Source organism: Flavobacterium sp. KKT103 (genome assembly GCF_055640565.1).
Genome location: NZ_CM145766.1, coordinates 2,945,632 through 2,969,357, shown reverse-complemented (window position 1 = coordinate 2,969,357; position 23,726 = coordinate 2,945,632). Strand labels below are relative to the sequence as shown.

Sequence of the window (23,726 nt, the reverse complement as noted above, 5' to 3'; positions counted from 1 at the left end):
AAAAAAGAAGTGCTAGCTGTTATCGTAAGATGTAATGTTCACTACTATTATTGCATTTTTTTAGCAAACTTTCCAATCGTTAATCCCTGTACTAAAATGGAGAAGCAAACAATGACGTACGTAATTGTTACCCAAATATCTTTGTTATACTCTGGATTGATTGATAGCGCCAAAGCAATGGAGATACCGCCTCGTAATCCACCCCAAGTCAGAATTAATATTGTTTTTTGATTGATACGTTCCTTTAAACGCACAGCGATTGAAGGGATATAAACCGAAATGTATCTGGTTACTAAAGTGATCAAAAGGATTAAAATGGCTGCAAAAACTATTTTTTGATTGGTTTGTATAATTAATAATTCGAGTCCAATTAATACAAATAATAATGCGTTTAAAATTTCGTCAATGAGCTCCCAAAACTTATCTACGTATTCCGCTGTGGTGTCTGACATTCCTAGCGTTTTTCCATGATTACCAGTGATTAGTCCTGCTGCAACCATCGCTAATGGTCCAGAAACATGTGTATAATGTGCCAAAGTGTATCCACCCATAACCACTGCGAGAGTGATTAAAACTTCTACTTGGTAATTGTCTATGCTAGCAATTAATTTGTATCCAATATAACCGATAACAATTCCTAAAACTAAACCGCCTATTGCTTCTTGTCCAAATAAAAGTAAAATACTGCTGATATTAATATCAGTGCCTGGTTTTGCTAATTTTAATATGGTAATAAATACAACTACAGCTACACCATCATTGAATAGAGATTCACCTGCTATTTTAGTTTCTAATGATTTAGATACTCCTGCGCTTTTCAGAATACTTAAAACTGCAATAGGATCCGTAGGGGAAATCAAGGCGCCAAAAAGCATCGCATGTATCAGTTGAACTGGAATACCCATGTAGTTTAAAAGGTAGTAAGAAGCAAATCCAATGATGAACGTACTTATTAAGACACTAATGGTTGAAAACAATAGAATGCTTAATTTCTCTTTGTTTAAATCTTTGAACTTAATATGTATAGCACCTGCGAATAACATGAAACTCAGCATACTCTCTAGTAATAATTCACTAAAGTTGATACTATCCATTTTCATAGCAATATCTTCCTTGAAAATAGGGAAGTAGTGCCCCATGATTATAATGAAAAACGAAAATACTAATGATACTAGCATTAATCCAATCGCATTGGGTAATTTTAATACTCTAAAATTGATGTAAGCAAATCCTGCTGATAGGACGATGAGTATCGAGAAAAGATGAAATAAGTCCATAGTTATTTTTTAATGTTGATGTTTAAGTCGGGAGCCTCTACTAATTGGAATGTTGCTGATGCCATTTTGACTTCTCCTTTGGTTGCTTCTATAGCAGTCAGAATTTTGGTAAATAACTCCGTCTTTGTAAAACGTCGTTTTTTGTAGCCTACAACATAGCGCAGGGTATATTCGGCCCAGTTGTCGTTAGCAATAAGAGATAGCATTGGTTCTGTTTGTGCATCTTCTAGTCTGTATTTATTTTGTAAAGAATGCCATTTTTGCTTTGATTGAATACTTAATTCCCCAGCAACTTCGTTTCCAGCTTGCAAAATAATTGCTTTTGCTAGTTCGTAATTGCTTCCGTATTGAATCGGTATTTTTATTTCATCCCATAAAAAAGGAAAGTCACCTGAATAATTAAAAACAGGTTCTTTAAATACATAGCTATTAGCAATTAATACAATGCGTCCATTATACAAATCACCATCAACCCATTGTCCCGTTTCCATTATGGTAGTGCGCAATACACCAATATCCATAACATCTCCTTTAACACCACCAAGTTGTACACGATCACCCGTGTCATAAAAGTCCCCAAACATAATGGCTAGCCATCCTGCAAAGGAAGCGATAACTTCTTGAAGGGCAAAAGCGATCCCAGCTCCAGCTACTCCAAAAGCGACAGTTAGGTTTCCTAATTTAGAACTAAAGACGATAGTTAAAAGGATGATAGACAGTAAATAGCCCACAAATACGCTAAACTTGTTGGCTTTATAACGGTTTTTATTGTCTTGAATTTTAGAAAAAACTCTTTTTTGAATGACTTTTAACAGAATCCAAATAACAGCCACACCGATGAAAAAAGTCGCGATTTTACCAACGGTGGGATTGTATAGATAAGCAATTATTTCTTCTTCCATATTTTATTTGTTTAGATGAACGACCCTTTGAGGAAAAGGTATCGTAATAGTATTGTCTTTAAAAAGTTCGAAAATTTTAATTCTTAAATCACTTTTTATATTTTCGACTCTAAACAATTCCTCTGACCAAAAAATAATGGAGAAATTTAGTGATGAGTCACCAAAATCAGTAAATCGAACGAACGGTTTAGGTTCTTTAAGCACTGCATCTTGGCTTTCAACCGCTTTCTGTAGTATCTCCATTACCTCCTTAACATCGGATGCATAGTCAACGCCAACCGTTACCTCAAAGCGGGAAGAGCGTTCGCTATGCGTCCAATTAATCAATTGATTCCTTGTTAAATCAGTATTGGGTAGAATGATATATTTGTCATCTCTTGTTAAAACAATTGAGGTGCGCAAATTAATTTCTTGTACCGTACACACCATTCCGTTTAGCTCTATGACATCATGTACCTTTACCGATGAATCTAACAAAAGTATGATGCCTGAAATAAAGTCACTAAATAGATTTTGTAATCCTAAACCAAGTCCTACCAATAAGGCGGCAGATCCTGCAACAAGTACTGATAAATTAAATCCAAAGAGTTGCAAACCCGTTAAAATAGAAATAAATATTACAAAATAACGAACTAAATTGTATAAAGAATACTTCTTACTGACATCGATTTTATCGATTTTGTAAATTGTTTTTCTAATTAACTTAAGTACAAATAAAACAGCAACAATAAAAAGCATTGATTTAATAATGCTAATCACTTTTACATCAATAGCACCTTCTTTAAAAAGGGTATAATCTATTATTTCGTTCATACAGTAAGTTTCTGGCAATCATTTAGTACTACTCGTAGCTAGAGTGGGTTTCGTATTACATAATCAAGCGTACTCCGCCCAATTCTGATACTCGGTAAGAGAAACGATCGCCTGGTGAGCCTATGAACATAAAGTTTTTAGGAATGTTCCATTTGGTCGATAATTCATCGATAATTTCGGGTCCAAAGACTCCTTCAAGTTCAATAAATTCAATATCAATTTCAGGATACGCTCGGTCTAATACTTTAAGGTCTGAAATTAACAAGTCGTTGTTTTCATTATCTTTATTGATATTGACAATTTTTAACTTCTTAGTCGATTCATTGTTTTCAACGTATTGCATTACCTTGTTGATAATAGCTACGTCATCTCCTTTAGTAAAAAACACAAATTCCTGCGATTGTATCTTAATGTTCATTTTAGATAAATAGCGGTTACTCGTAATCACCATTCTACGAAGTGGTTTGTAAAAATACTCTAAAGCATCGATCAGAAGGCGAATGATCAAGGAACGGTTGAGCATGATAGCTACAAAACCAAAGGCAGGTACCAAGTACTGTAAAAACGTGTAGAACGAATTAATGTTCAACTCCATATTCCCAATGAAAGCGGTAACAATTAAGGCTACGGCAACAACTACTGATATACCGCGTGCTTTCTCAGGTCTAGGTAATTTTTTTCGTTTGAATTTTAATAATAAATTTCCAATTCCAAATAATCCCATTACGGCTAAAAAGGAGAAGGTATATACTCCTGCTAAGGCAACGATTTCACCTTTGGTTACCAATAAAACAGAAATACACAAAATTAGAAAGCTTATAATGATACGGTAATTAGAACCTCTTTTATTTTGCTTTAAAAAGTAATTAGGTAAAATTCTATCTAAGGTCATACGATTTAATAATCCAGAAACTCCCACGAATGAAGTTAAAACAGCACCACAAAGTACCAAAACGGCATCAACGGAAATTAAATACGCTAACCAGGATCCTCCAGTAGTTTCTCCCAAAAAGGCAAGTAAGGATTCTTGATGCTCTCCAACTTGTGCCATTGGGATGATACAAATTAGCAACAAAGCAATAACGGGATTGAAAAAACTAACGATTGCCCACATGTTACGCAATGTTTTTGGGAAAACACCTTGTTTTTGTTCTTCGACAAAATTGGCCGAGCTTTCAAAACCGGAAATTCCTAACATTGCTGCTGAAAACCCTAGAAACAATGCATTGACTATGGTTCCAGATGTAATTGGCAGATTCCAGTTCATGTTGAATACATCCAATCCATTCATAAAAATGAACCAAACCGAAGCTAATACTAATAAACTTAGTGTTGTTAAGTGCGTAATAAAGATGACTACCGCAACAATTGCCGATTCTCCAATACCTACAATGGCTAGACCAGTAAAAATTAAAAGGACGATAACGGTCGCAATTGCGATATTGATATTGGGTACAATGTTATGTAAGTAATGCATTCCCTCTGAGGCGGATATTACAGCTGTGGCCATATAAGACAAGACTGTAAGCGTGGCTGCTACTGAAGCCAAACGTTTAGAAGAAGTGTTTAAAAGTACGTTGTAGGCTCCACCATTTAAAGGAAGTGCACCAACGACTTCGCCATATATTTTTCTGAATAAAAACAATACTACACCAACAAGTAATAATGAAATCCAGGCGTATTGACCAGCATACATAATAGTTAATGCGGATACATAGAGGCAGGAAGAGCTAATATCATTACCACAAATGGCAGTTGCTTGTAATTCGTTTAATTTTTTGTGTACGACTTCTTTCATTATTCCTTTTTTATTTTAAGTGGTAAGAACACTCGCAAGATAAGGAATTGAAGTAAATTGCCCAATTTTATACTTATTCTATTTTATTATTTGTTAAGAAGTATTTGTTAGGATTTAACTTAGAAATCCAATATGTAGTCAAAAACTAATACCACTGTGCTTTTTAAGTGGTGCTATCTAACTGATTTTTATTTATTTATTTGAAGTTTCATTAATCAAGAGAATCACTTGACTTTTGGAAAAATTGGAAGTTTGCCAAGTTCAATAAAAATCTCTTAAATAGTATTAAAAGTAAGATTTATAGGAACTAGGACTTTGATTTGCTGTCGTATTACTTTGTAGTTGCGATATACTTTAGATTTCTTTATAGCTATTCAAAGACATAATAGCTTTCTCTTGGATTTTACTTTGCATATATCCCGTCCATCCAAATAGCCAACCCGTTATTCCAAATGCTTGTTTCGCCCATTTCCAAATATCGAAACTATCTGTCTGTTTGATGATTAATCCATCTTTAAAATGAAATTGAGAGTAGATTTTATTAACCACTTTTCGATTAGTTTTGCTAAAGGTATAGGTGGCTATCCAGTGAGCAGAACCTTTGTACTCATCTGCTTTGACATCGTAAAACTCAATTTTTAACTTACCCTTGCTGTTAGCGAGTAGCATTTTCCACATTTTAGGAACGTCACGGTCCTTTAATGATCCAAAGGCAGGGTCATGGAAACGGACTGACGAAGCATAAAATTCACTCATTCGTTTAGAATCGCCGTTGGCAAATGCCGTATAAAATTGATGTAAGATCGTTTCGTTTGCAGTCATGGGATTGGTTATTTATAGTAGTAAAAGTAGTATTTAATTTCGTGCCAACACATGAAATTATCATTTTTTATTGAAATAATCTGGTAAAAGTGTAAAAGAGTTGTTTTTTAAACGAACTCGATTAAAGAACTGATCGTTAAAATTGGTAGGTATTCACTATCAGCGAAATAGCGTATTCAGCGCTAAAAAAGCCATACCGTGAAGCATTTTATCGTGCTTCATTTGGTATGGCTTGGTAGGGAAAGGATTAAATTCTAAATTAGTTTTTAGCATTTTCAATTCCGTTGCTTAATTGTTCTTTGCGATCAGCTAAGTATTTCATTCCGTCTGCTTTCATATTATCGTATTTTTGTGAAAGAGATTCTAAAACATCTCCTGCTTTATCTTTAGCATCAGTTGCGTATTTGCTACTTTTTCTTTTAATTTTTTTTCTGGTATTGCTTCCTTTATCGGGTGCGAATAGTATTCCTAATAATGCACCGGCAGCTAAACCTCCTAAAATTCCTATTATTGTTTTATCTGTTTTCATCTTTTAAAGTTTTAAAGTTTTCTTCCTTGAATTAATCTTAATAATATCGATATTACAGCTATTACTAATAAGATGTGTATGATTCCTCCTGCGCTGTATGCAAAAAATCCGATAGCCCAAAAAATAACTAATATAACTGCTAGGGTATAAAGTAAATTGCTCATAATTATTTGTTTTTTATTGTTAGTTTTTCGGTTGTTTTCGTTGTATTAATTTAATGCGAATCCTACGTAGAAATTAAGAACGCTATTTTTAGCATCTGGATAGGTGTAGGTCGTTCCTCCAAAGTTTCTTTCCTTACCAATTTTGGTTAAACCATAATTATAACGAACTCCAAAATTTAATAACTCAAAATCCAGTCCGATTCCAGCTGCGATACCTGCATCAAATCTTTCAAAATCATTCGTATCTAGAGTAGTTTGTGAGCTTGAAAAGTTAGAATCATTGGTTGTTTTTCCGCTTACCATATAGGCAGCGTAAGGACCTGCATGGATGTTCAAATTTTCAGTCAAATTAATAACTGCTAAAATTGGCACTTCAATATAATTAACATTGAATTTAGCTACTCCGGATGCAAATGCATTGTTGTAGGTTTGTTCCGCTCCTTTGGTGGTATAATAAATCTCAGGCTGAATCGCGAAGGATTTGGTAACGGGTAATTTGGCATACAAACCAGCGTTGAAACCAGTTAAAACATTTTCGTCGTCTACTTGATCTGAATACAAATTAGAGAAATTAATTCCTCCTTTGAAACCAAAAGTGGCTGGTGTAGCGATTGCATCTTGCGCTTGCATATTAGTAAATGCTCCTAGTGCCATTACTAAACTTGTGATGACTAATTTACTTGCGTTTTTCATGTTCATTATTTTTTATTTGTTTGTAATTATTTTGTTAATTCAAAGATAGATTAGTTCTAAACCTTAGGTGCTATGTAACTTTCTACAAAAGTTATATGATTTACATTTTTTGAAATTTTACTCTCTGATTCGAATTTTATCTCGTTTTATACAGCTGTAATACTGTTGTATTTGTACTAGTTGTCAGTATCAAATTGCTTAATTGAAAGTTCAAAGTCTTTTAGATCTTTATTGATTTCAGTTTTAAAATTGTTCCAGTCTTTAGTAGTTTTATTGGTAAACGTATTGAGCTTGGATTTTATAATTTGATTTTTTTCTTCAAGAACTTTAATTTGGTAGCGAGTTGTACTGTCAACTTCTTTTTTACCTTTTTTCGCTTTCAACTTAAATTCGGCTATTCGGATATCGTTGGTATTAATTGTGCTGTCTAAGGTGATTTGGAATTTTTCCCACTCTTGCTTTTGAACATTGCTTTCAATCATTATGGATTTTCCTTCATCTTCAATGTTGGCTGCTGCTGTTTTTTGAGTTGGTTCCTGTTTGCAAGCAAGGAACGACATTCCTATTATGGAAAGTAGGGTTAATTTGAATAGGTTTGATTTTTTCATGCGAATAGATTTTAATGATGTTAGCGTTACAAAGGTCAGTTTAGATGGCACTAATTCTATTACAATACTTTCGTCATATTTTATAACATTTTAAGTAAGCATAGTTTGAAATAGTGCCAAATAAAAACACCCTCAGCTTGTTAGGGCTAAGGGTATACTGTTTTTTATAAAGAGTTGGATTGTACCTTTGAGTAATTACTTTTTTTCAGTTGCTTCTTCCTTTGCTTTTTCTAGTTCTTCTTTTTTCTTAGCTGCTTCTTTTTCTTTTTTCTTAAAGTAACCACGCAGTAAAAAATTATGTTTTGCTGCTTCCATATTTTCATTCAAGCCTTTGGTGCTTTTTTGCAAATTAGTCATTGTTTTATCCAAACTATTAGCGAATTTTTCATCAGTCATGAACTTCGAAAGGGCACCATTTCCGTTATTCATGTCGTAGGTGAATTGGGCTAGTTCTTGAGTAATTACGCTGGCGTTTTCCATGGTAACTTTTGCACTACGCATTATGTCATCCATTTCTATAGCTTCAACCGAGCCTATTTTTCCATTTTCTTTTATTATTTTCTTAGAACTAGTTCCTGGAGAAATCATTAGTACTTTATCACCCATTAATCCATCAGATCCAATGCTTGCGGTAGCATCTTCTTTAATGAATTTTTGAACTTCTTTTTCAATAGTCATGCTGACAACAACTGCAGAATCAGAGACTAACCGAATTTCATCAACGGTACCTATATTTATTCCTGAAAATCGAACATTGTTCCCTACTGTAAGACCACTTACATTTTTAAAATTAGCTTGGATGGTAAATGTTGATCCAAACATATTTTGTTGTTTACCAATAAAAAAAATGGTTGCGGCAAATACAATTAATGCTCCTATGACGAACATTCCTAATTTTCCAATTTGATTTGATTGCGTATTCATAACGTTTTGCTTTTGATTAATAAGTTATATAAAAAAAGAACGAATCCATTCATCCTCACTATTTTCTAATTCAGTATAGGTACCTTCAGCATAGATAACGCCGTCTCTAAGTATTACTACTCGATCAGCAGTCATTTTTGCACAAGGCATATCGTGCGTGATGATTATTGAGGAGGTTTTACGCTCTTTTTGAATACTGAGCATTAGCTCACTGATTTCTTTAGAGGTAATGGTATCGAGTCCAGTAGTAGGTTCATCGTACAGAATAATTTCAGGCTTAAGAATTAAAGTCCTGGCCAGTCCAATACGTTTACGCATACCTCCGGATAATTCAGATGGCATTTTATCAATGGCTTCCGCCAAACCTACACTTTCTAAAACAGAAAGTATCTCTGCAGTAATTTCATCTTCGCTCAATGATTGGAAATGTCTGCGTAGCGTAAAGTCTAAATTCTCTCGCACCGACATGGAGTCATATAATGCAGCATTTTGAAATAAGAAACCGATCTTAACTCGAATAGCATTTAGTTCGTCAGTGTTTAAAGTGGTGATATCTTGACCAAAAACTTTGATAGAACCTTGGTCAGCTTTTATTAAACCCACAATACACTTAATGGTAATGGATTTCCCAGTTCCTGATTTACCTAATATAACTACATCTTCTCCTTTGTTTACGGTCAAATTAACGCCTTTCAAGATATGGTTATCTTTACCAAAAGTCTTATGTAAATTTTTGATTTCAATTGTTGCTGTAGCTTCAGCCGTTGTCTCCAGTGTGGTTGTTGGTTCTTTCATCTTAAAATAATAAGTCGGTTAATTGAACAGCTAGCATATCAATAATAAAAATACTTAGTGAAGCGCTAACTACTGCTGAGTTAGCTGCTAGTCCTACGCTTTCTGTTCCGTTGCTAGCATTATACCCTTTGTAGCAACCTATGATTCCTATGAAAAATCCAAAAAAGAATGTTTTTATGGTGGCAGGAAATACATCTGAGAAGGTGAGTATATCAAAAACCTTAGTAATGTACAAATACAAACTTGCGTCTCCACGAATATTAAAACCAATGTAGCCACCAAAAATTCCAATTAAGTCTGCTAGAATAACTAGTAAAGGAATCATGAACGTAGTTGCTAATACTCGTGTAACTACTAAGTATTTAAAGGGGTTGATTGCGGCTACTTCCATAGCGTCTATTTGTTCTGTCACTTTCATAGATCCCAATTCAGCTCCAATTCCTGAAGCCACTTTACCGGCACAAATTAAAGCAGTAATCACTGGAGCAATTTCTCTGATTAAGGATAATGCAACCATGCTTGGTAACCAAGACTCCGCACCAAAGCTGGCAAGGGTAGGGCGGGATTGGAGTGTAAGTACTAAACCCATTATAAATCCAGTTATCGCAACTAAAGGGATTGATTTATATCCTATTTTGTAGCTCTGCTTTAGGAACTCTTTAAATTCATAGGGAGGAGCAAACGCTTCTTTGAAAAATCTACCGATGAACAGTGTCATATTGCCCACGTCATCGAAGGTGCTTTTTAAGGATGTAGTCACGATAGTAGTTTTTTAAGATTAATAATAATGATTTAGAGATAAAAGGTTTACTCGAAGAGGGTGTGTTTATAGTTAGAGGTATTTTGCTTGCTCATTATTTAAAAACAATAGTTTTAAATTATGGTTTTCAAATAATTGTACAATTAGCAGTTGTTTTCTGTATGTACTGTAGTTTTAACAATAAAACATCAGTAAATAATAAGCAACTGATTACGTAGTTTAATCTAAATCAAAGTTGCGCATTTTTAAGGGAAAGACAGTTGTGATACTTTTAGAAAAACTTATAAAATTAACAGTATTTGGAAAAAACAGAATGGCCTTTTTTCTATATATTTTCCGTGTTTACACTGCTTCATGTAGTAGGATGAAACTGAATTCAAATCCACAATCAGAAGTATTAGTTTTTAATAAAAAAGGACTGCCTAATAATTAAACAGTCCTTACTAAAATCAATCTAACCTATTTCAATCGAATACTAGTTATGTACGGTCACTAATTGTTCGATTAATTTTTATAATTAGCTTAAATACCTTCTTAATATCCAAGCAGTTGATTCATGTTCTAAAAGTAATGCGGTAAGAAAATCAGCGGTTCCTACATCGTCATTCTCATCTTCAGCTGTGCCAATGTCTTTTCGAAGTTGCACCACAACGGTTTCATGATCAGTCAGCAATTCTTTAATCATCGCTTTACTTTCAGGATAAACTGTTGGAGCTTCTTTTAATCTAGTTTTTTCAGTAAACTCAGCCATTGTTCCAATGGTTTTGCCTCCTAATTTGCTAATTCGCTCGGCAATTTCATCAATATTTGCTTCAAGTTGTTTGTATTGACCCTCAAAAAGTTTGTGTAACTCCATAAAGCTCTCCCCAGTGACATTCCAATGAAACTTTCTAGTTTTAGTATATAAAGTCATCGCATCCGCTAAGGTTGCAGATAGTAAGTCTATACTGCTTTTTAAATTTTTATCTGTAATTCCAATATGTGGTTTCATAAATTATTATTTTATAATTGATTGTGAGTAAAATGTATTAATTATTTTTTGTCTTTAATGACCAGAACTGCGCCACCTACGATTAAAATAACACCAATAATAGGAGACCATTGAACGGGATGGTTTTCTTTTTTGTTGATTTCAATTGGTCCAATATCAACTACTTTTTCTTCGGTTACATAATTAAATCCAGTGTAAAACACCATTAGAACTCCTATAACAAGTACTGCGATTCCGATTGATTTTGATTTCATTTTTTACAATTTAAAAGGTTAGTTGTTTTCAGTTTTTAAACTTTTTATTAAATTTCAATGCTGCACTTTAATTGATTTGTTATCAAATTCAAATGTCATTTGCATCTATTTCAAAATTAAGAAATTAGTGTGCATTCTATTTTACAGGATTATTCATAATTGTTACAGTATTCACAGTTTTGCTACTTTTTACTTTAAATTCCTTCCCAAAAGCATCAAGAATAATGCATTAGCTCGCTACTTTGTCATAGCATGCAATCTGCTATCGTTTAGCTAATTCGGATTAGTTTTTTATTTACAAACTCATGAATTCCTTGTTCGGCTAATTCTCGGCCATATCCAGATCGTTTCGTTCCTCCAAATGGTAAATCAGGTTGAGAAGCGGTTGGCTGATTAATAAAAACCATACCAGAATCGATTTGATCTGCTATTTTTATCGCTCGTTCAATATTTTTCGTATAAATCGATCCTCCAAGTCCAAAAGGGGAGTCGTTAGCCAATTCAATTGCTTCTTGTTCATTTTTTACACGATAAAAAGAGGCAACAGGTCCAAAAAGTTCTTCATAAAAAGTAGGTTCCCCTCTTTTAAGATTGGTTAATAAAGTAGGTTGAATGTATGCACCTTTTTCAAAAGCTCTTTTTCCGCCTGTAGCTATTTTTGCGCCCGCCTTTTCAAATCGACCTACTTGATCGAGTAAATCAGTAAGTGCTTGTTCACTACTTAAAGGCCCAACTTGTGTTTCAGGGTCCATAGGATCGCCGACTTTTAGGTTAGCGATAGCAGCGGTAAATTTTTCTAAGAACTCATTAGCAATAGCTTCTACTGCGATAAATCTTTTTGAAGCAACGCAACTTTGACCGTTATTGTTCATTCGGCCTATGATAGCCATTTCAATTGTTTTATCAATATCGGCATCTTCTAAAACTATAAAGGAGTCGCTTCCTCCTAATTCTAAAACTGATCGTTTTAAGTTTTTCCCAGCAGCTGCAGCAATGCTGGCACCAGCACCTTCACTTCCTGTTAAGGAAACGCCCATGATACGGCTATCATCAACCAGAGAAGTGCTTCTTTTACCCGATATCATTAAATTGGTATACAAACCTTCAGGAGCGCCTGCTTCATCGAACAAGGATGCGATAGCAATGGCGCACTGTGGAACGATCGATGCATGTTTTAGTAAAATTGTATTCCCTACCATAATATTTGGCGCTGCAAATCGAACAACTTGGTAGAAAGGAAAATTCCATGGCATAACTCCAAATAGTACTCCAATAGGACTACTTCGAACAAAGGCTTCCCCCGAATCAGGAAGTAGTTTTTTATCGGCTAAGAAGGTTTCGGCATTGTCAGCATAATAATCTATAATATTGGCACTTAAATCAATTTCACTTTCAGATTGACTAATAATTTTACCCATTTCTAAGGTAATTATTTTTGCTAAAGCTGCTTTCTTTTCGCGCATTAATTGGGCTACTTTATGCATTAGTTTGGCTCTTTCGCTAAAGCTTGTTTTTTTCCATTTTTGAAAGGTAGACGCCGCTTTTGCAACAGCTGCATCTACTTGTTTATCGGTCATTTCTTCAAATGTTTGAACTACTTTGTTAGTAGCTGGATTTGTTGTTTGTATTGACATGATTTTTGTTTTTAAATGTTTTAAATTTTGGCGGTACTCTTTTGACTTAAAGCCGACAAATAAATTAAGATTTATATAAAAGATGGGCTGTTATTTAGTTTGAGAAATAACAGGAATCGATATTGAATTGGAATACCATGATATGATTTTTGACAGTATCCCTTAAAAAGTAAGCAGTAAAATTAAAAAGGAATAGTAATGATGGACTGCTGCCTTAGTTGGAGTTCGTGAAAAGGAACTCTATAACGTGGGGAGAAAGCCTTTGAAAAAAAGTTGTCTAACTTTCGTATTTTGAGTAGCATTAAATTTTTTCTATTTAGCTAAGCTAGTAGTGCAAAAAAGCGCTAATTTCAAAATTTAAAAAAAAAGACCACATGAGTTATTCTATAGTATAAAACAAATCATGTGGCTAAAGTAGTAGTATAGATTAGTGTTGTTTGTCTGTGCTACCTATGTTTGTAGTATTTATTTACCAAGCTTAGATTTTCCTTGAGCAATTAACTCTTTTCCTTCTGCTTTTAAAGTTTCGTATTTTTCAGTGAAGGTGTCCAAAAGGTCAGCTGCTTTATTTTTAGCATCCTCTGTGTAGTCAGCTCCTTTTCTTTTTATTTTTTTGCGGGTTCTACTTCCTTTATCTGGTGCATATAGTACGCCAAGTAATGCTCCAGCGGCAACGCCGCCTAAAAATCCTAAAAGTGCTTTATTGTTTTTCATAATGTAAATTTTTTATAGTTTTTTTCCTTGAATAAGTCTTAGTAAAATAGCTATGATAGCGATTACTAATAAAATATGAATGATAGATCCTGCACTGTAGGCAAAAAATCCAATTGCCCAAAAAAGTACCAAGATAACAGCGATGGTGTAAAGTAAATTGCTCATAATATATGATTTAAGGATTGATATGTATTGAAAAAGGCAACAGTAATAGCTTTACCATTTCTTCTTTACAAAGTTCGCTAACTTAGAAGAGGTATATCTTATAGTACTTTTTGCAAATGTTATAATATTTGCACATTTCGACAGAATTGCACCAATGTTTTCTGTAACATTCTCTTAATTCCAAATCAAAAAAGGACTGCTGATTAACTCAGCAGTCCTCACCAAAACCAAAACCAAATCTAAAATGTGCTTATAAAAGCATCACTTTATTCTATATTTTTGAGATGTACTCCGTCTTAATTGTACAATAAATGATCGTAAATTAAGCTTCGTCTTTAGTAGTTCGAACTAAACTAATCCCCGAACTGAAAAAGATAAGACCCAAGACACCATAAATTACTAACGATTTAATATCTTGATGACTTCCTGATGTACTACTAAATACTACTGCATCATATATCAAAAGCGGCTATCCCTAACGTTGTTAAAATAGCTCCAAAAATTCTTTTAAGATTCATAATTTTATATTTTTAATTATTGCTATAAAATAGTTATAACAAGAGTAATGGTTTGAATTATTGTTTACTTAGTTAAGCTCACAATACCTCTAAAGTTTGTAAAAACCATATTATAATGGCTATAGCAACTGCAGTATTAAATATTTTTTTTAAAACACCATCAAATGGTAAATAGGTATTGATAATCCACAGCACTAAGACAGCTACAATAACAACGGCTAAAATGCTTAGAAAAAACATGATTGACTTTTTTTTGAATTTCTATAAATCAAAGGTAAGTCATCCTTAAGCATACCGTTTTATACAATTATTATAAAAAGTTATACTATTTACTGTTTTGGGTTTTGTGCTACATTTGAGGTAAAAAGCAGTCTATAGTAATATATAAACTGCTATGGGATTTATTGCATTAGTTAGGGTACTAGAGCTGCAATTTCCATTTTGGTTGGAAAGCTGGTAGTATGATCTGACTTATAATTGGTGGTATAGTAACTTTGTTTGTTTATTGCCGTAAAATTTCCAATTTGGCTGCTAAACTTGTTGTTTTTTCCAACAATGTTGTAACGGATTGATTGGATGTCATATTTTTTCAAAAGTTGCATTTCACTCGAAGTGAAATTAAAATAGGATGCAATTTGATCACCAGTATTTTCAAAGTTTCCTTTATCTGTGCAGGTCAAAATAGTATTGTTAGTAAGATAAATGTAAACGGTACCTTTAATAATAAATTCAGGGTTGGTCGAAAGCGCACTCAGTTTTAATAAGCCTCCGTTTTCTGTTTTTGCAACTTGTACATTGAGCTCGCCACTTAGCGCATAGTTGGGACAAATAAAATTCCAACTTGAGGTTGCTGGGTATGCTTTTCCGCCTTTTACAGACATGGTATTTTGACCAAAAAAAGCAATAGGAAATAGTAAAAAAAGAAGGGCTATTTTAGAATTCATTGCGTTGTTTTTAAAAGGATTCTTTCCAATCCATTGTTTTGATAGCCGATAACTGGTTTGCATTATTCATAAAAACACGTAGCTCTTTATTGGCTACTTTTTTACTGTATAAGGCTTTAAAACGAAATATTGTACTTTGGTCATTTGGGTCTTGGTACACTTCGACTAATTTTAAATCTTGGAAAGTACCATACCATTGTCTGTATTTACTACAGGTTTTACTGAGTTTGTCTAATGTTATATTATTAATAACCGATTGCGTTGCTTCAGCAATAGTAAATGGCTTAAATTTAGAGGTATTACAGGTCATTAAAATTCGCTTACCAAGGTCGTAGGCTTTGTCTTTTTGAGTAGAGCTGACAGAGGATAGCGCTAATTGCACTGTTTTAAGTTCTTCAATTTCGACCGTTTGTACTGGTTTTTTGGATTTACAACCTACCAAAACAATCAACGTAAGTAAGACTACTATTTTTTTCATTCCTTCTAATTTATTTTTAGTAAAAGATTTGGATCTGGACAATTTTCTAAATAAAAAGCTAAGTTAGATTGGCTGCATACTCCAGGATAATCTCCTTTGTATTCGCCCATGTCATTAATAATTTGAAAATGGAGGTGAGGAGCATAATCTCCGTTTACAGCGGCTGCACCAAGAGTTGCAATAACTTCTCCTTTTTTGAATTCTTGTCCTATTGCACTATTTGTTATACTTTCTAACGACAAATGGCCATATAAAGTATAAAAAGTGTGATTTTCGACTTGATGCTCTAGAATTAGAGTGGGACCATAATTACCCAAGCTGTCATTGTTTTGAAAACTATGCACTTTACCATCTAAAGCAGCTAAAACGGTGGTACCGGCATCAATCCAAAGATCGAGTCCGATATGGATATTGCGCTCTTCGGTTTCATCATCCTTAAATACAGTGCTACGTTTGTATAAATTACGCTGTTCATTGTAACCGCCGTAGGCTACCTTAGCATTATTAGTACTTAAATAAGCACTAATAAACTGCTCGTATTCATTTGAATTAGATAAGGGTATGGTTTGTAAACTAACGTTACCACTACTTAAGTCCAACGGATAATAAGAACTGTAAGGAATGTTTTGGTCAATAACTTTAACGTCTTTTATGTTTTCTAGGATGGTATGTAAGGTTGTCATTCTTGTTTAATTTTGTTTCAGCCTTAAAATAAATAAAAAAAAACCAACATAAAAAATTCATGTTGGTTTTATAACGTTTTGTTTAGAGTTTTATCCTTTGCTTAAGCAAAAGAGTCTCTTAATAATAAAGTGATACCGCAATAAGTGTTTACTTCACAGCTAGAAGATCAACAAATTCAATAACGGGGTCAGAAGCTAATAAATCGCCTGCATGTTCCATTAACTTGGCTGCAATTTCACCTTCTAAATGAGATTTTCTACCTGCTTCAGTTTCAAAAGTATCAAAAATTCCAAAAGTAGAAGGTCCTATTTGCCAACCGTACCATTTTACTGTTTCTTGTTCTTCAACCGCAATTGGCAAGGCACTTTTTAAAAAGGCTGCTACTGCTTCTTCTTTCCCTGGTTTAGCTTCTAAGCGAGCTAGTAATGCGTATTTTTCCATAATGTAATGATTAATTTATAGTTACATAATCTTGTGATCATTTAATAAAATCACCTGTTTACTTTACGAAAGATACTTGATTAACTAGAAGCTTCATGTTAAACAACTAACAAAAAAAAGCCAATATATAAAAAATACTGGATATCAAGGGAGTGTTGTAATCCTTTACCTTTATTTTTTAATTTCTACCTTAGATTCTTTACCTCCACCGACAGAAATACTCGTTGAGTTTGTTCCTTTAGAGGTATTAATATCTACGCCATCAGATCCAATTTTAATAGAAGTACTGTCTTTAGCTGGTTCCACCGCAGGAGGACTAACTTCAATTGTTTGTTCGATTGTAGTAGGTTCTGCTTCTTTGTCTTTGCACGAAACAAGAGCTACTAAACATAATCCTGCAACTAATACCGTTGATTTTTTCATATTTTTTTCTTTAGTTTATTAAATAACTAGAAATAAGGTACGCCATTTATTGGTATAAAAAAAATCCTGCTCAGCGTTGAGCAGGATTTCTCCGTATATTCTATTGTTATTTAGTATAAATTCGGAAACTGAGTTGGGTTTGTTTCGTGCATCATTGCATATATTTTCTCATAAATATCCTCAGCAGATGGTTTTGAGAAGTAATCTCCATCAGTACCATACGACGGTCTGTGTGCCTTCGCGGTTAAAGTTTGAGGTTTACTATCTAAGTACTGATAACCGTTCTGTTTTTCAACTATTTGTTGCATGATATAAGCTGATGCTCCACCAGGTACATCTTCATCAATTACTAATAATCGGTTTGTCTTAGCAACACTTTTTACAATCTCTTCATTAATATCAAAAGGAAGTAAGGATTGGACATCTATGATTTCACAATCGATTCCTATTTCAAATAGTTCTTTTGCGGCTTGCTCTACTAATCTTAAAGTTGATCCGTAAGAAACTAGCGTAATGTCTTTTCCTGTTTTTAAGGTTTCAATAACTCCAATAGGTGTTTTGAACTCGCCATAGTTAAGTGGCATTTTCTCTTTTAAACGGTAACCATTCAAGCATTCAATCACTAAAGCTGGTTCATCACATTCTAACAAGCTGTTGTAGAATCCTGCTGCCACAGTCATGTTTCTTGGAACTAATACATGAATTCCTCTTACGGCATTAATGATCATTCCCATTGGAGAACCCGAATGCCAGATTCCTTCTAGTCTATGACCACGAGTTCTAATAATTAGTGGCGCTTTTTGTTTCCCTACGGTTCTATATTGCAGTGTCGCTAAATCATCACTCATGATTTGAATAGCATACAGTAAATAGTCTAAGTACTGAATTTCAGCAATAGGGCGTAAGCCACGTAGTGCCATTCCAATCCCTTGACCAATGATAGTGGCTTCACGTATTCCTACATCGGCTACACGGAGCTCACCATATTTCTCCTGCATTCCTTCTAGCCCTTGATTCACATCGCCAATTGCTCCTGCATCTTCTCCAAAAATTAAGGTTTCAGGATATTTAGTAAATATAGCATCGAAGTTATCTCTTAAAATCATGCGACCGTCAGTATCTTCAGTAGCATTCTCTGGATAAATAGGCGCAACTGCAGCTACTTTGTAGACATTGTCAGTAGATTGAGAATATAAATTGCTTCCAAATGAATATTCATTTTTCGTCGTATACTTCTTAATCCATAAAGCTAGCTCTTCCTGTCCAGCTTCGTTTACCAATAAGCGTAATGATTTTCGAGCGGCAATTAAAATCTCTTTTTTCAAAGGATCTTTGATACCGTTAATTTGAGCTACTTGCTTTAAAATAGCTTCTTTATTCGTACTAGTTTGAGCTACTTTTTCTAAAAGAGCTACAACTTCTTTCTGTTCTTCTACTATTGGAGCAATAAAATTAGCCCAAGCTGCTTTTTTACCCTCTACAACCTCTTTTTTGGCGCTAATATCAATTAGTTCTAATTCTTCTTGAGAAGCGATATTGATGGCAATCATCCATAAACGCATTTGTCTAATACAGTCAAAATCTCTTTCCCATGCTAAGCGATCTCCATCTTTATAACGTTCATGTGATCCCGAAGTGGAGTGTCCTTGTGGCTGTGTCAATTCATTTACGTGAACTAAAACAGGAACGTGCTCTTCTCTTGCAATGGTCGCTGCTTTTTCATAGGTTGCAATCAAATCAGTATAATCCCATCCTTTTACTCTTAAGATTTCATACCCTTTGTGTTCGCTATCACGCTGGTATCCTTTTAAAATCTCCGAAATGTTTTCTTTGGTAGTTTGATGTCTAGCATGCACTGAGATTCCGTATTCATCGTCCCAAACACTTACAATCATTGGAACTTGTAATACTCCTGCTGCATTAATGGTTTCAAAAAACAACCCTTCGGATGTACTTGCATTCCCTATGGTTCCCCAAGCCACTTCATTTCCATTAACTGAAAAATTAGCTTTATTGGTGATTCCTTTTACTTGTCGGTATATTTTAGATGCTTGCGCTAAACCTAATAAACGAGGCATTTGGCCTGCAGTAGGAGAGATATCAGCACTAGAGTTTTTTTGTTCTGTTAAGTTTTTCCATGACCCATCTGCATTTAAACTGTGTGTGGCAAAGTGACCACCCATTTGTCTTCCCGCTGACATTGGTTCCTGTTCAATCGAAGTATTCCCGTACAATCCAGCAAAAAATTGCTCAATTGTCAACTCCCCAATTGCCATCATAAAAGTTTGATCTCTGTAATAGCCTGAACGGAAGTCACCATTTTTGAAAAATTTAGCCATGGCAAGTTGTGGAACTTCTTTACCGTCACCAAAAATTCCGAACTTAGCTTTTCCAGTCAAAACTTCGCGTCGCCCTAATAAACTGCACTCGCGACTTATCATTGCTAATTTGTAATCCTTTAAAACCTCAGTTTTAAAATCTTCAAATGTTAACGGTGAACTTGCTTTTTCTTTGATCATAATTTAAAGGTATAACTTAGAGTCGCAAATTTAATTAAAAACTAGTAATTATCATAATTCCATGAAAAAAATATAATTTAATTATCGACAAAAAATAATAATTTTAAGAACATATTTTTTTAATATTCTTATTTATACTGCTAAAAAATTACGAATAATTTGATTTAATTTTTATTTTTCTTCAGATTAAAACCATTTTCGATTAAATAAGTTAATTAATATTTTAGGGGATAGGGCAACAATAAAACGTATTTTTTCGGTGTAACGAGGCTGTCCTACTTCCCAACCATTGCTGGAATAGACCGGAAGATACAATTCTAAGTAGTCAGTGACCAAATTTAATCGTAAACCACTATCGAAAGCAAATTGTTCTCTTTGGTTTCTACTCTTTAAAAAACCGGCATCGCCATAGACTTCGATCCAGTTCCAAACGGTATAACTGGCATTAATAGTTGTCATCCACTGATTTGCAAACGGGTTGGCTAACTTGGATTTAAAACCACCTTCGGCAATGATTAGTTGCTGGCTAAACAAGCCGCTATCCTCTGACCGACCGTAATAGTTGTAGTCAAACAAATAATCTGTTGGTCTGTCTAGGGCAAAACTGTAATAATTAGAATTGGTTTTATTGTACAAAAAAGCACCAGCATACAAGCGTAAATTAATCTGTCGGTTATTTTCGAATAAGTTTCGGTATCCAAATTCACTCGCTATTTTCCCAAAATTATTGGCTATTTGTATGTCGTTCAAAAAAGCCGTATGCTTGGTTACTTCGGTCCTTGAGTTGAAGTACTTGGCGTTAAAAACCGAATATTTATTCTCTCCCGTATTGGTAACGAAGGCACTTTTTTCTTTATTGACAAAAACCTGTCGGAACAAAATGGTTTGCTTTTTATTATCTCTAAAATCATCTTCTCTGATTTTTAAAACAACAGAAGGAGTGACAGAAGTGTAAAAAGCATCAGGAGCATAATGAAAATAAGTACCCGATAACAAGTACCTAACATTGAATAATCTACTTTCTCGATAATTTTGATTGACGGCGAAATAGCCGGATCCCGAAAGATTTTTGGTTAATGTCGAGTAGGACGGATTTACATCAAAAGTAAACGGCTTTTCAAGTAAGGTTTTGTTATGCAAACGCATTCCCGGGATTAATCCGTCGTACAAATTGTAGGTTAGAGTAGGAACGTACAAAATTTGGTTGTAATAAGGATCTTCAATATCCTTCATAAAAGCAAACTTAATGGGACGGTTATTTGGAAAAAAGCCTTTTAACGACTTCCAATTGTTCCTCAGGTTGTACTCCGGAACTTCATTTTTATAATTTAAAACTAGTTTGTCAGCACCTTTTCGCTCTAGGGAATAGAGTTGATCATCTGTCTTTGGCTCGAGCCATTTTTTAAATACTATTTCGCCTTCATGAACACCATAAATAGGAATTGGGACATATAATCCTGTCTTGTTTTTTAAGGTAAAGGAAACCGAATCAGCCGACTTCGACACCGAGGCTATTTTATAATCCACAATTTGTCTCGACTTGATGATGGAGTTGAAAAACCAGTCGATATTTTGCGTACTTTTTGTTTTTAATATGCTTTCAAAATCTTTGGCTGTGGTCTGCTGGGTAAGGTTGAGTTCATAAAAGTTCCGAATACTATTAGGCACCACTTGCTGGCCTAAATAACTGTCTAAGTAACGCAGGCTAAGACCTGAACGGTATTTACTAGCAATTTGTTCGTTGAACTTTAACAAGGTGTTTTTATTGTCTTCCAGCGGTTGATCTAGGTTTTTTCGGGCCATGATCATGTAAAAATAGCTGTACTGTTCATTAAAATCGAGCTGTGCTAAATTAAAACTTTTAAGCAGTTTAAATGAGGACGCGCTACCTAACATTTTAGTGTTTGGATGATTTTTTTCGATAAACTGCATCATGGCATATACTTGAATTCCATCTAAAACCCAGCTGTCTTTCCTTTGGTCAATTTGTAAACTATTTTTTAGAAAGGCATTCAAATAGGTTTTTAAAAATTTCAATTCATAGGTGAACTCATCCGAAAAAGGTCGAATAAAACTTGGCAATTGATTCAAACCGTAAAAAGGATTGCGGTCATAATCAGTTTGGGAAACAATTAATTTTTTATGCGGATAAGTACCTATCAAATCAGTTACAAATTGCGACACACAATCAATGACCCTTGCTTGCTGAATGGTACTTAAATTTTCATCCTTTAAATTGGTTACCACTTCGACCGAATTGGTTTTAAACGAATAAAAACTAGCTTTGGGTTCTAGGAAGATGCTAAAGTCGGTTCTGTTTTCTCCCGTAAAACGATTCAAATTTTTTAGTCCTTGATTGGTAACCGAAATCGCATTAAGATCAGTACTGATGTTTAGTTTTTTATCAACTAGTAGCTCCAAATCCAAGTCAGAAGGCGCATTGGCGCTATCATCTAGATTTTCGTTGCTGTAGCTTACAAATTGATGATTTTCGTAACGTGCAGGCGTCAGAAACCAATTCTTGAGTACCATTGTACCCGTATTGCTGTATCCATATCTAGTAAATTTATCACTTGGAATTTTCACAGTATAAGTCAGTGACAACTGAATTTTTTTTCCTGCTTCAAGCTTTTGTGGTAAGGCTAACGTTATTACATCTGGATGATCGGCACTTCTTTGCCAAGGTAAAACAGTTTTATTAGGACCAATAATTAAAATCGGACTTGTATTGCCTTTTTCGTCGCTGCTAGAGAGGTGAAACCCACGGTAGAATTCATCCGAAAAGCGTTTGGCCAAGGGCGAATTAACATTTGCGTAAGCGTTATTCCAATCGTTTAAAACAATCTGATCGAGGCTATCACCCGTATCGTTAACAAAATAAAGTTCCTGCTTCACCTCCAAGCTGTGGGTCTTGTCATTAACAGTTACAAAAAGTTGAGAACGATGTTGCCCGTACTGTTTTATTGAAGCCAATAAAGCAATACATAAAAAGGTCAAAATCCGAATCGTTCTCAATGAATAGTAGGTTTAAAGTCGTATCAATACATACGTATAAAAGTTATGAGTAGCCTATGGATAGCTAAAATAACAAAAAAGAGCTGTCGTAAAACAGCTCTTATAGTTAAAAATTAGGTTTCAAATTGTATTTCTTATAAAAAGCGTCCAACACCTCGACTACTTCGTCCTCAGTATCTACGATTTTAATGAGTTTTAAGTCATCCGGACTCACTGTTTTTTCCTGTTCAATCAAGACCGTTTTAACCCATTCGATCAAACCTGACCAGTAGGATGTACCCACTAAGATGATAGGAAAACGAGCAATTTTTTTAGTTTGGATCAGGGTAATGGCTTCAAACATTTCGTCTAAAGTTCCAAAACCACCTGGCATTACTACAAAACCTTGCGAATATTTTACAAACATAACTTTGCGAACAAAAAAGTAGTCAAAATTCAGATTCTTGTCATGGTCAATATATGGATTAAAGTGCTGCTCAAAAGGCAACTCAATATTCAATCCTACTGATGTTCCACCGCCTAGATGCGCACCTTTGTTACCGGCTTCCATTATTCCGGGACCACCACCAGTGATTACGCCGTAGCCTGCCTTACTAATTTTGTAGGCGATACGCTCCGCTAATTGGTAATATTTATCCTCGGGCTTAGTACGTGCCGACCCAAAAATGGACACACACGGACCAATACGTCCCATAGTTTCGTACCCATTTACAAACTCCGCCATGATTTTAAAAATCGCCCAACTATCGTTTGTACGTATCTCATTCCATGTTTTTTGCTTCAATCGATCTTGGATTATTTTATCCTCGTCATTGTCAAAATCTTCTAATCTCATTTCTTTATTATTTTAAATTATTCTTA

General features: G+C 34.4%; 26 protein-coding genes. All 26 read right to left on the bottom strand.

The features are described from left to right. Nucleotides 1-47: 47 nt before the first annotated feature. Entirely contained in the window at nt 48-1,277 is a 1,230-nt protein-coding gene (locus ACZ2G0_RS12805) for a cation:proton antiporter (protein WP_470307917.1), read from the bottom strand. 2 nt (nt 1,278-1,279) lie between these two features. Continuing rightward, complete coding sequence (locus tag ACZ2G0_RS12800) at nt 1,280-2,179, bottom strand: mechanosensitive ion channel family protein (RefSeq protein ID WP_470307916.1); 900 nt, start codon at nt 2,177-2,179, stop codon at nt 1,280-1,282. A 3-nt stretch (nt 2,180-2,182) separates the two neighbouring features. Beyond that, a complete protein-coding gene (locus tag ACZ2G0_RS12795) occupies nt 2,183-2,992 on the bottom strand; it encodes a mechanosensitive ion channel family protein (RefSeq protein WP_470307915.1) in 810 nt (269 codons plus the stop codon). A gap of 55 nt (nt 2,993-3,047) precedes the next feature. Further along, nucleotides 3,048-4,790 (bottom strand): APC family permease, encoded by a 1,743-nt coding sequence (locus tag ACZ2G0_RS12790; protein ID WP_470307914.1) that lies wholly within the window; start codon nt 4,788-4,790, stop codon nt 3,048-3,050. Between the two features lie 354 nt (nt 4,791-5,144). Then, the gene (locus tag ACZ2G0_RS12785; RefSeq protein WP_470307913.1) at nt 5,145-5,612 is read right to left on the bottom strand and encodes a nuclear transport factor 2 family protein; all 468 of its coding nucleotides are present in this window, start codon (nt 5,610-5,612) and stop codon (nt 5,145-5,147) included. Between the two features lie 259 nt (nt 5,613-5,871). Continuing rightward, nucleotides 5,872-6,141, bottom strand: a complete 270-nt coding sequence (locus ACZ2G0_RS12780) for a YtxH domain-containing protein (protein WP_470307912.1) — start codon at nt 6,139-6,141, stop codon at nt 5,872-5,874. Nucleotides 6,142-6,152: 11 nt separating this feature from the next. Beyond that, on the bottom strand, nt 6,153-6,305 hold the full coding sequence (locus tag ACZ2G0_RS12775; protein WP_470307911.1) for a lmo0937 family membrane protein: 153 nt from the start codon (nt 6,303-6,305) through the stop codon (nt 6,153-6,155). Nucleotides 6,306-6,350: 45 nt separating this feature from the next. Then, nucleotides 6,351-6,998 carry a porin family protein gene (locus ACZ2G0_RS12770; RefSeq protein WP_470307910.1) on the bottom strand — a complete coding sequence of 216 codons (648 nt, stop codon included), beginning with the start codon at nt 6,996-6,998 and terminating at the stop codon, nt 6,351-6,353. A gap of 176 nt (nt 6,999-7,174) precedes the next feature. Continuing rightward, nucleotides 7,175-7,606 (bottom strand): hypothetical protein, encoded by a 432-nt coding sequence (locus ACZ2G0_RS12765; RefSeq protein WP_470307909.1) that lies wholly within the window; start codon nt 7,604-7,606, stop codon nt 7,175-7,177. 195 nt (nt 7,607-7,801) lie between these two features. After that, nucleotides 7,802-8,530 (bottom strand): MlaD family protein, encoded by a 729-nt coding sequence (locus ACZ2G0_RS12760; protein WP_470307908.1) that lies wholly within the window; start codon nt 8,528-8,530, stop codon nt 7,802-7,804. A gap of 24 nt (nt 8,531-8,554) precedes the next feature. After that, on the bottom strand, nt 8,555-9,325 hold the full coding sequence (locus ACZ2G0_RS12755) for an ABC transporter ATP-binding protein (RefSeq protein WP_470307907.1): 771 nt from the start codon (nt 9,323-9,325) through the stop codon (nt 8,555-8,557). 1 nt (nt 9,326) lies between these two features. Further along, entirely contained in the window at nt 9,327-10,085 is a 759-nt protein-coding gene (locus ACZ2G0_RS12750; RefSeq protein WP_470307906.1) for an MlaE family ABC transporter permease, read from the bottom strand. A 517-nt stretch (nt 10,086-10,602) separates the two neighbouring features. After that, nucleotides 10,603-11,076 carry a Dps family protein gene (locus tag ACZ2G0_RS12745; RefSeq protein ID WP_470307905.1) on the bottom strand — a complete coding sequence of 158 codons (474 nt, stop codon included), beginning with the start codon at nt 11,074-11,076 and terminating at the stop codon, nt 10,603-10,605. Between the two features lie 41 nt (nt 11,077-11,117). Then, the gene (locus tag ACZ2G0_RS12740) at nt 11,118-11,330 is read right to left on the bottom strand and encodes a YidH family protein (RefSeq protein WP_300284651.1); all 213 of its coding nucleotides are present in this window, start codon (nt 11,328-11,330) and stop codon (nt 11,118-11,120) included. A 269-nt stretch (nt 11,331-11,599) separates the two neighbouring features. Continuing rightward, entirely contained in the window at nt 11,600-12,964 is a 1,365-nt protein-coding gene (locus ACZ2G0_RS12735) for an NAD-dependent succinate-semialdehyde dehydrogenase (protein WP_470307904.1), read from the bottom strand. A 465-nt stretch (nt 12,965-13,429) separates the two neighbouring features. Then, a complete protein-coding gene (locus ACZ2G0_RS12730; RefSeq protein WP_470307903.1) occupies nt 13,430-13,678 on the bottom strand; it encodes a YtxH domain-containing protein in 249 nt (82 codons plus the stop codon). 12 nt (nt 13,679-13,690) lie between these two features. After that, nucleotides 13,691-13,843 carry a lmo0937 family membrane protein gene (locus tag ACZ2G0_RS12725; RefSeq protein WP_300288624.1) on the bottom strand — a complete coding sequence of 51 codons (153 nt, stop codon included), beginning with the start codon at nt 13,841-13,843 and terminating at the stop codon, nt 13,691-13,693. A gap of 596 nt (nt 13,844-14,439) precedes the next feature. Continuing rightward, nucleotides 14,440-14,601 carry a Thivi_2564 family membrane protein gene (locus tag ACZ2G0_RS12720; protein WP_470307902.1) on the bottom strand — a complete coding sequence of 54 codons (162 nt, stop codon included), beginning with the start codon at nt 14,599-14,601 and terminating at the stop codon, nt 14,440-14,442. Nucleotides 14,602-14,774: 173 nt separating this feature from the next. Next, entirely contained in the window at nt 14,775-15,305 is a 531-nt protein-coding gene (locus ACZ2G0_RS12715; RefSeq protein ID WP_470307901.1) for a hypothetical protein, read from the bottom strand. Between the two features lie 10 nt (nt 15,306-15,315). Then, nucleotides 15,316-15,783: a hypothetical protein gene (locus ACZ2G0_RS12710; RefSeq protein WP_470307900.1), complete on the bottom strand. Its 468-nt coding sequence runs from the start codon at nt 15,781-15,783 to the stop codon at nt 15,316-15,318. Nucleotides 15,784-15,788: 5 nt separating this feature from the next. Beyond that, nucleotides 15,789-16,466, bottom strand: coding sequence for a peptidoglycan DD-metalloendopeptidase family protein (locus ACZ2G0_RS12705; RefSeq protein ID WP_470307899.1), 678 nt, complete (start codon nt 16,464-16,466; stop codon nt 15,789-15,791). A 148-nt stretch (nt 16,467-16,614) separates the two neighbouring features. Continuing rightward, a complete protein-coding gene (locus tag ACZ2G0_RS12700) occupies nt 16,615-16,908 on the bottom strand; it encodes a putative quinol monooxygenase (protein WP_300288618.1) in 294 nt (97 codons plus the stop codon). A 171-nt stretch (nt 16,909-17,079) separates the two neighbouring features. After that, entirely contained in the window at nt 17,080-17,331 is a 252-nt protein-coding gene (locus tag ACZ2G0_RS12695) for a hypothetical protein (RefSeq protein WP_470307898.1), read from the bottom strand. Nucleotides 17,332-17,441: 110 nt separating this feature from the next. Further along, nucleotides 17,442-19,850, bottom strand: coding sequence for an alpha-ketoacid dehydrogenase subunit alpha/beta (locus ACZ2G0_RS12690; RefSeq protein ID WP_470307897.1), 2,409 nt, complete (start codon nt 19,848-19,850; stop codon nt 17,442-17,444). A 186-nt stretch (nt 19,851-20,036) separates the two neighbouring features. Next, nucleotides 20,037-22,865: a gluzincin family metallopeptidase gene (locus ACZ2G0_RS12685; RefSeq protein ID WP_470307896.1), complete on the bottom strand. Its 2,829-nt coding sequence runs from the start codon at nt 22,863-22,865 to the stop codon at nt 20,037-20,039. A 106-nt stretch (nt 22,866-22,971) separates the two neighbouring features. Beyond that, the gene (locus ACZ2G0_RS12680) at nt 22,972-23,700 is read right to left on the bottom strand and encodes an LOG family protein (RefSeq protein WP_470307895.1); all 729 of its coding nucleotides are present in this window, start codon (nt 23,698-23,700) and stop codon (nt 22,972-22,974) included. Nucleotides 23,701-23,726: the final 26 nt, after the last annotated feature.

Coding starts and splice junctions, on each gene's coding strand:
- ACZ2G0_RS12805 (WP_470307917.1), bottom strand. CDS start 1,277: ATGGACTTATTTCATCTTTTCTCGATACTCATCGTCCTATCAGCAGGA.
- ACZ2G0_RS12800 (WP_470307916.1), bottom strand. CDS start 2,179: ATGGAAGAAGAAATAATTGCTTATCTATACAATCCCACCGTTGGTAAA.
- ACZ2G0_RS12795 (WP_470307915.1), bottom strand. CDS start 2,992: ATGAACGAAATAATAGATTATACCCTTTTTAAAGAAGGTGCTATTGAT.
- ACZ2G0_RS12790 (WP_470307914.1), bottom strand. CDS start 4,790: ATGAAAGAAGTCGTACACAAAAAATTAAACGAATTACAAGCAACTGCC.
- ACZ2G0_RS12785 (WP_470307913.1), bottom strand. CDS start 5,612: ATGACTGCAAACGAAACGATCTTACATCAATTTTATACGGCATTTGCC.
- ACZ2G0_RS12780 (WP_470307912.1), bottom strand. CDS start 6,141: ATGAAAACAGATAAAACAATAATAGGAATTTTAGGAGGTTTAGCTGCC.
- ACZ2G0_RS12775 (WP_470307911.1), bottom strand. CDS start 6,305: ATGAGCAATTTACTTTATACCCTAGCAGTTATATTAGTTATTTTTTGG.
- ACZ2G0_RS12770 (WP_470307910.1), bottom strand. CDS start 6,998: ATGAAAAACGCAAGTAAATTAGTCATCACAAGTTTAGTAATGGCACTA.
- ACZ2G0_RS12765 (WP_470307909.1), bottom strand. CDS start 7,606: ATGAAAAAATCAAACCTATTCAAATTAACCCTACTTTCCATAATAGGA.
- ACZ2G0_RS12760 (WP_470307908.1), bottom strand. CDS start 8,530: ATGAATACGCAATCAAATCAAATTGGAAAATTAGGAATGTTCGTCATA.
- ACZ2G0_RS12755 (WP_470307907.1), bottom strand. CDS start 9,325: ATGAAAGAACCAACAACCACACTGGAGACAACGGCTGAAGCTACAGCA.
- ACZ2G0_RS12745 (WP_470307905.1), bottom strand. CDS start 11,076: ATGAAACCACATATTGGAATTACAGATAAAAATTTAAAAAGCAGTATA.
- ACZ2G0_RS12740 (WP_300284651.1), bottom strand. CDS start 11,330: ATGAAATCAAAATCAATCGGAATCGCAGTACTTGTTATAGGAGTTCTA.
- ACZ2G0_RS12735 (WP_470307904.1), bottom strand. CDS start 12,964: ATGTCAATACAAACAACAAATCCAGCTACTAACAAAGTAGTTCAAACA.
- ACZ2G0_RS12730 (WP_470307903.1), bottom strand. CDS start 13,678: ATGAAAAACAATAAAGCACTTTTAGGATTTTTAGGCGGCGTTGCCGCT.
- ACZ2G0_RS12725 (WP_300288624.1), bottom strand. CDS start 13,843: ATGAGCAATTTACTTTACACCATCGCTGTTATCTTGGTACTTTTTTGG.
- ACZ2G0_RS12720 (WP_470307902.1), bottom strand. CDS start 14,601: ATGTTTTTTCTAAGCATTTTAGCCGTTGTTATTGTAGCTGTCTTAGTG.
- ACZ2G0_RS12715 (WP_470307901.1), bottom strand. CDS start 15,305: ATGAATTCTAAAATAGCCCTTCTTTTTTTACTATTTCCTATTGCTTTT.
- ACZ2G0_RS12710 (WP_470307900.1), bottom strand. CDS start 15,783: ATGAAAAAAATAGTAGTCTTACTTACGTTGATTGTTTTGGTAGGTTGT.
- ACZ2G0_RS12705 (WP_470307899.1), bottom strand. CDS start 16,466: ATGACAACCTTACATACCATCCTAGAAAACATAAAAGACGTTAAAGTT.
- ACZ2G0_RS12700 (WP_300288618.1), bottom strand. CDS start 16,908: ATGGAAAAATACGCATTACTAGCTCGCTTAGAAGCTAAACCAGGGAAA.
- ACZ2G0_RS12695 (WP_470307898.1), bottom strand. CDS start 17,331: ATGAAAAAATCAACGGTATTAGTTGCAGGATTATGTTTAGTAGCTCTT.
- ACZ2G0_RS12690 (WP_470307897.1), bottom strand. CDS start 19,850: ATGATCAAAGAAAAAGCAAGTTCACCGTTAACATTTGAAGATTTTAAA.
- ACZ2G0_RS12680 (WP_470307895.1), bottom strand. CDS start 23,700: ATGAGATTAGAAGATTTTGACAATGACGAGGATAAAATAATCCAAGAT.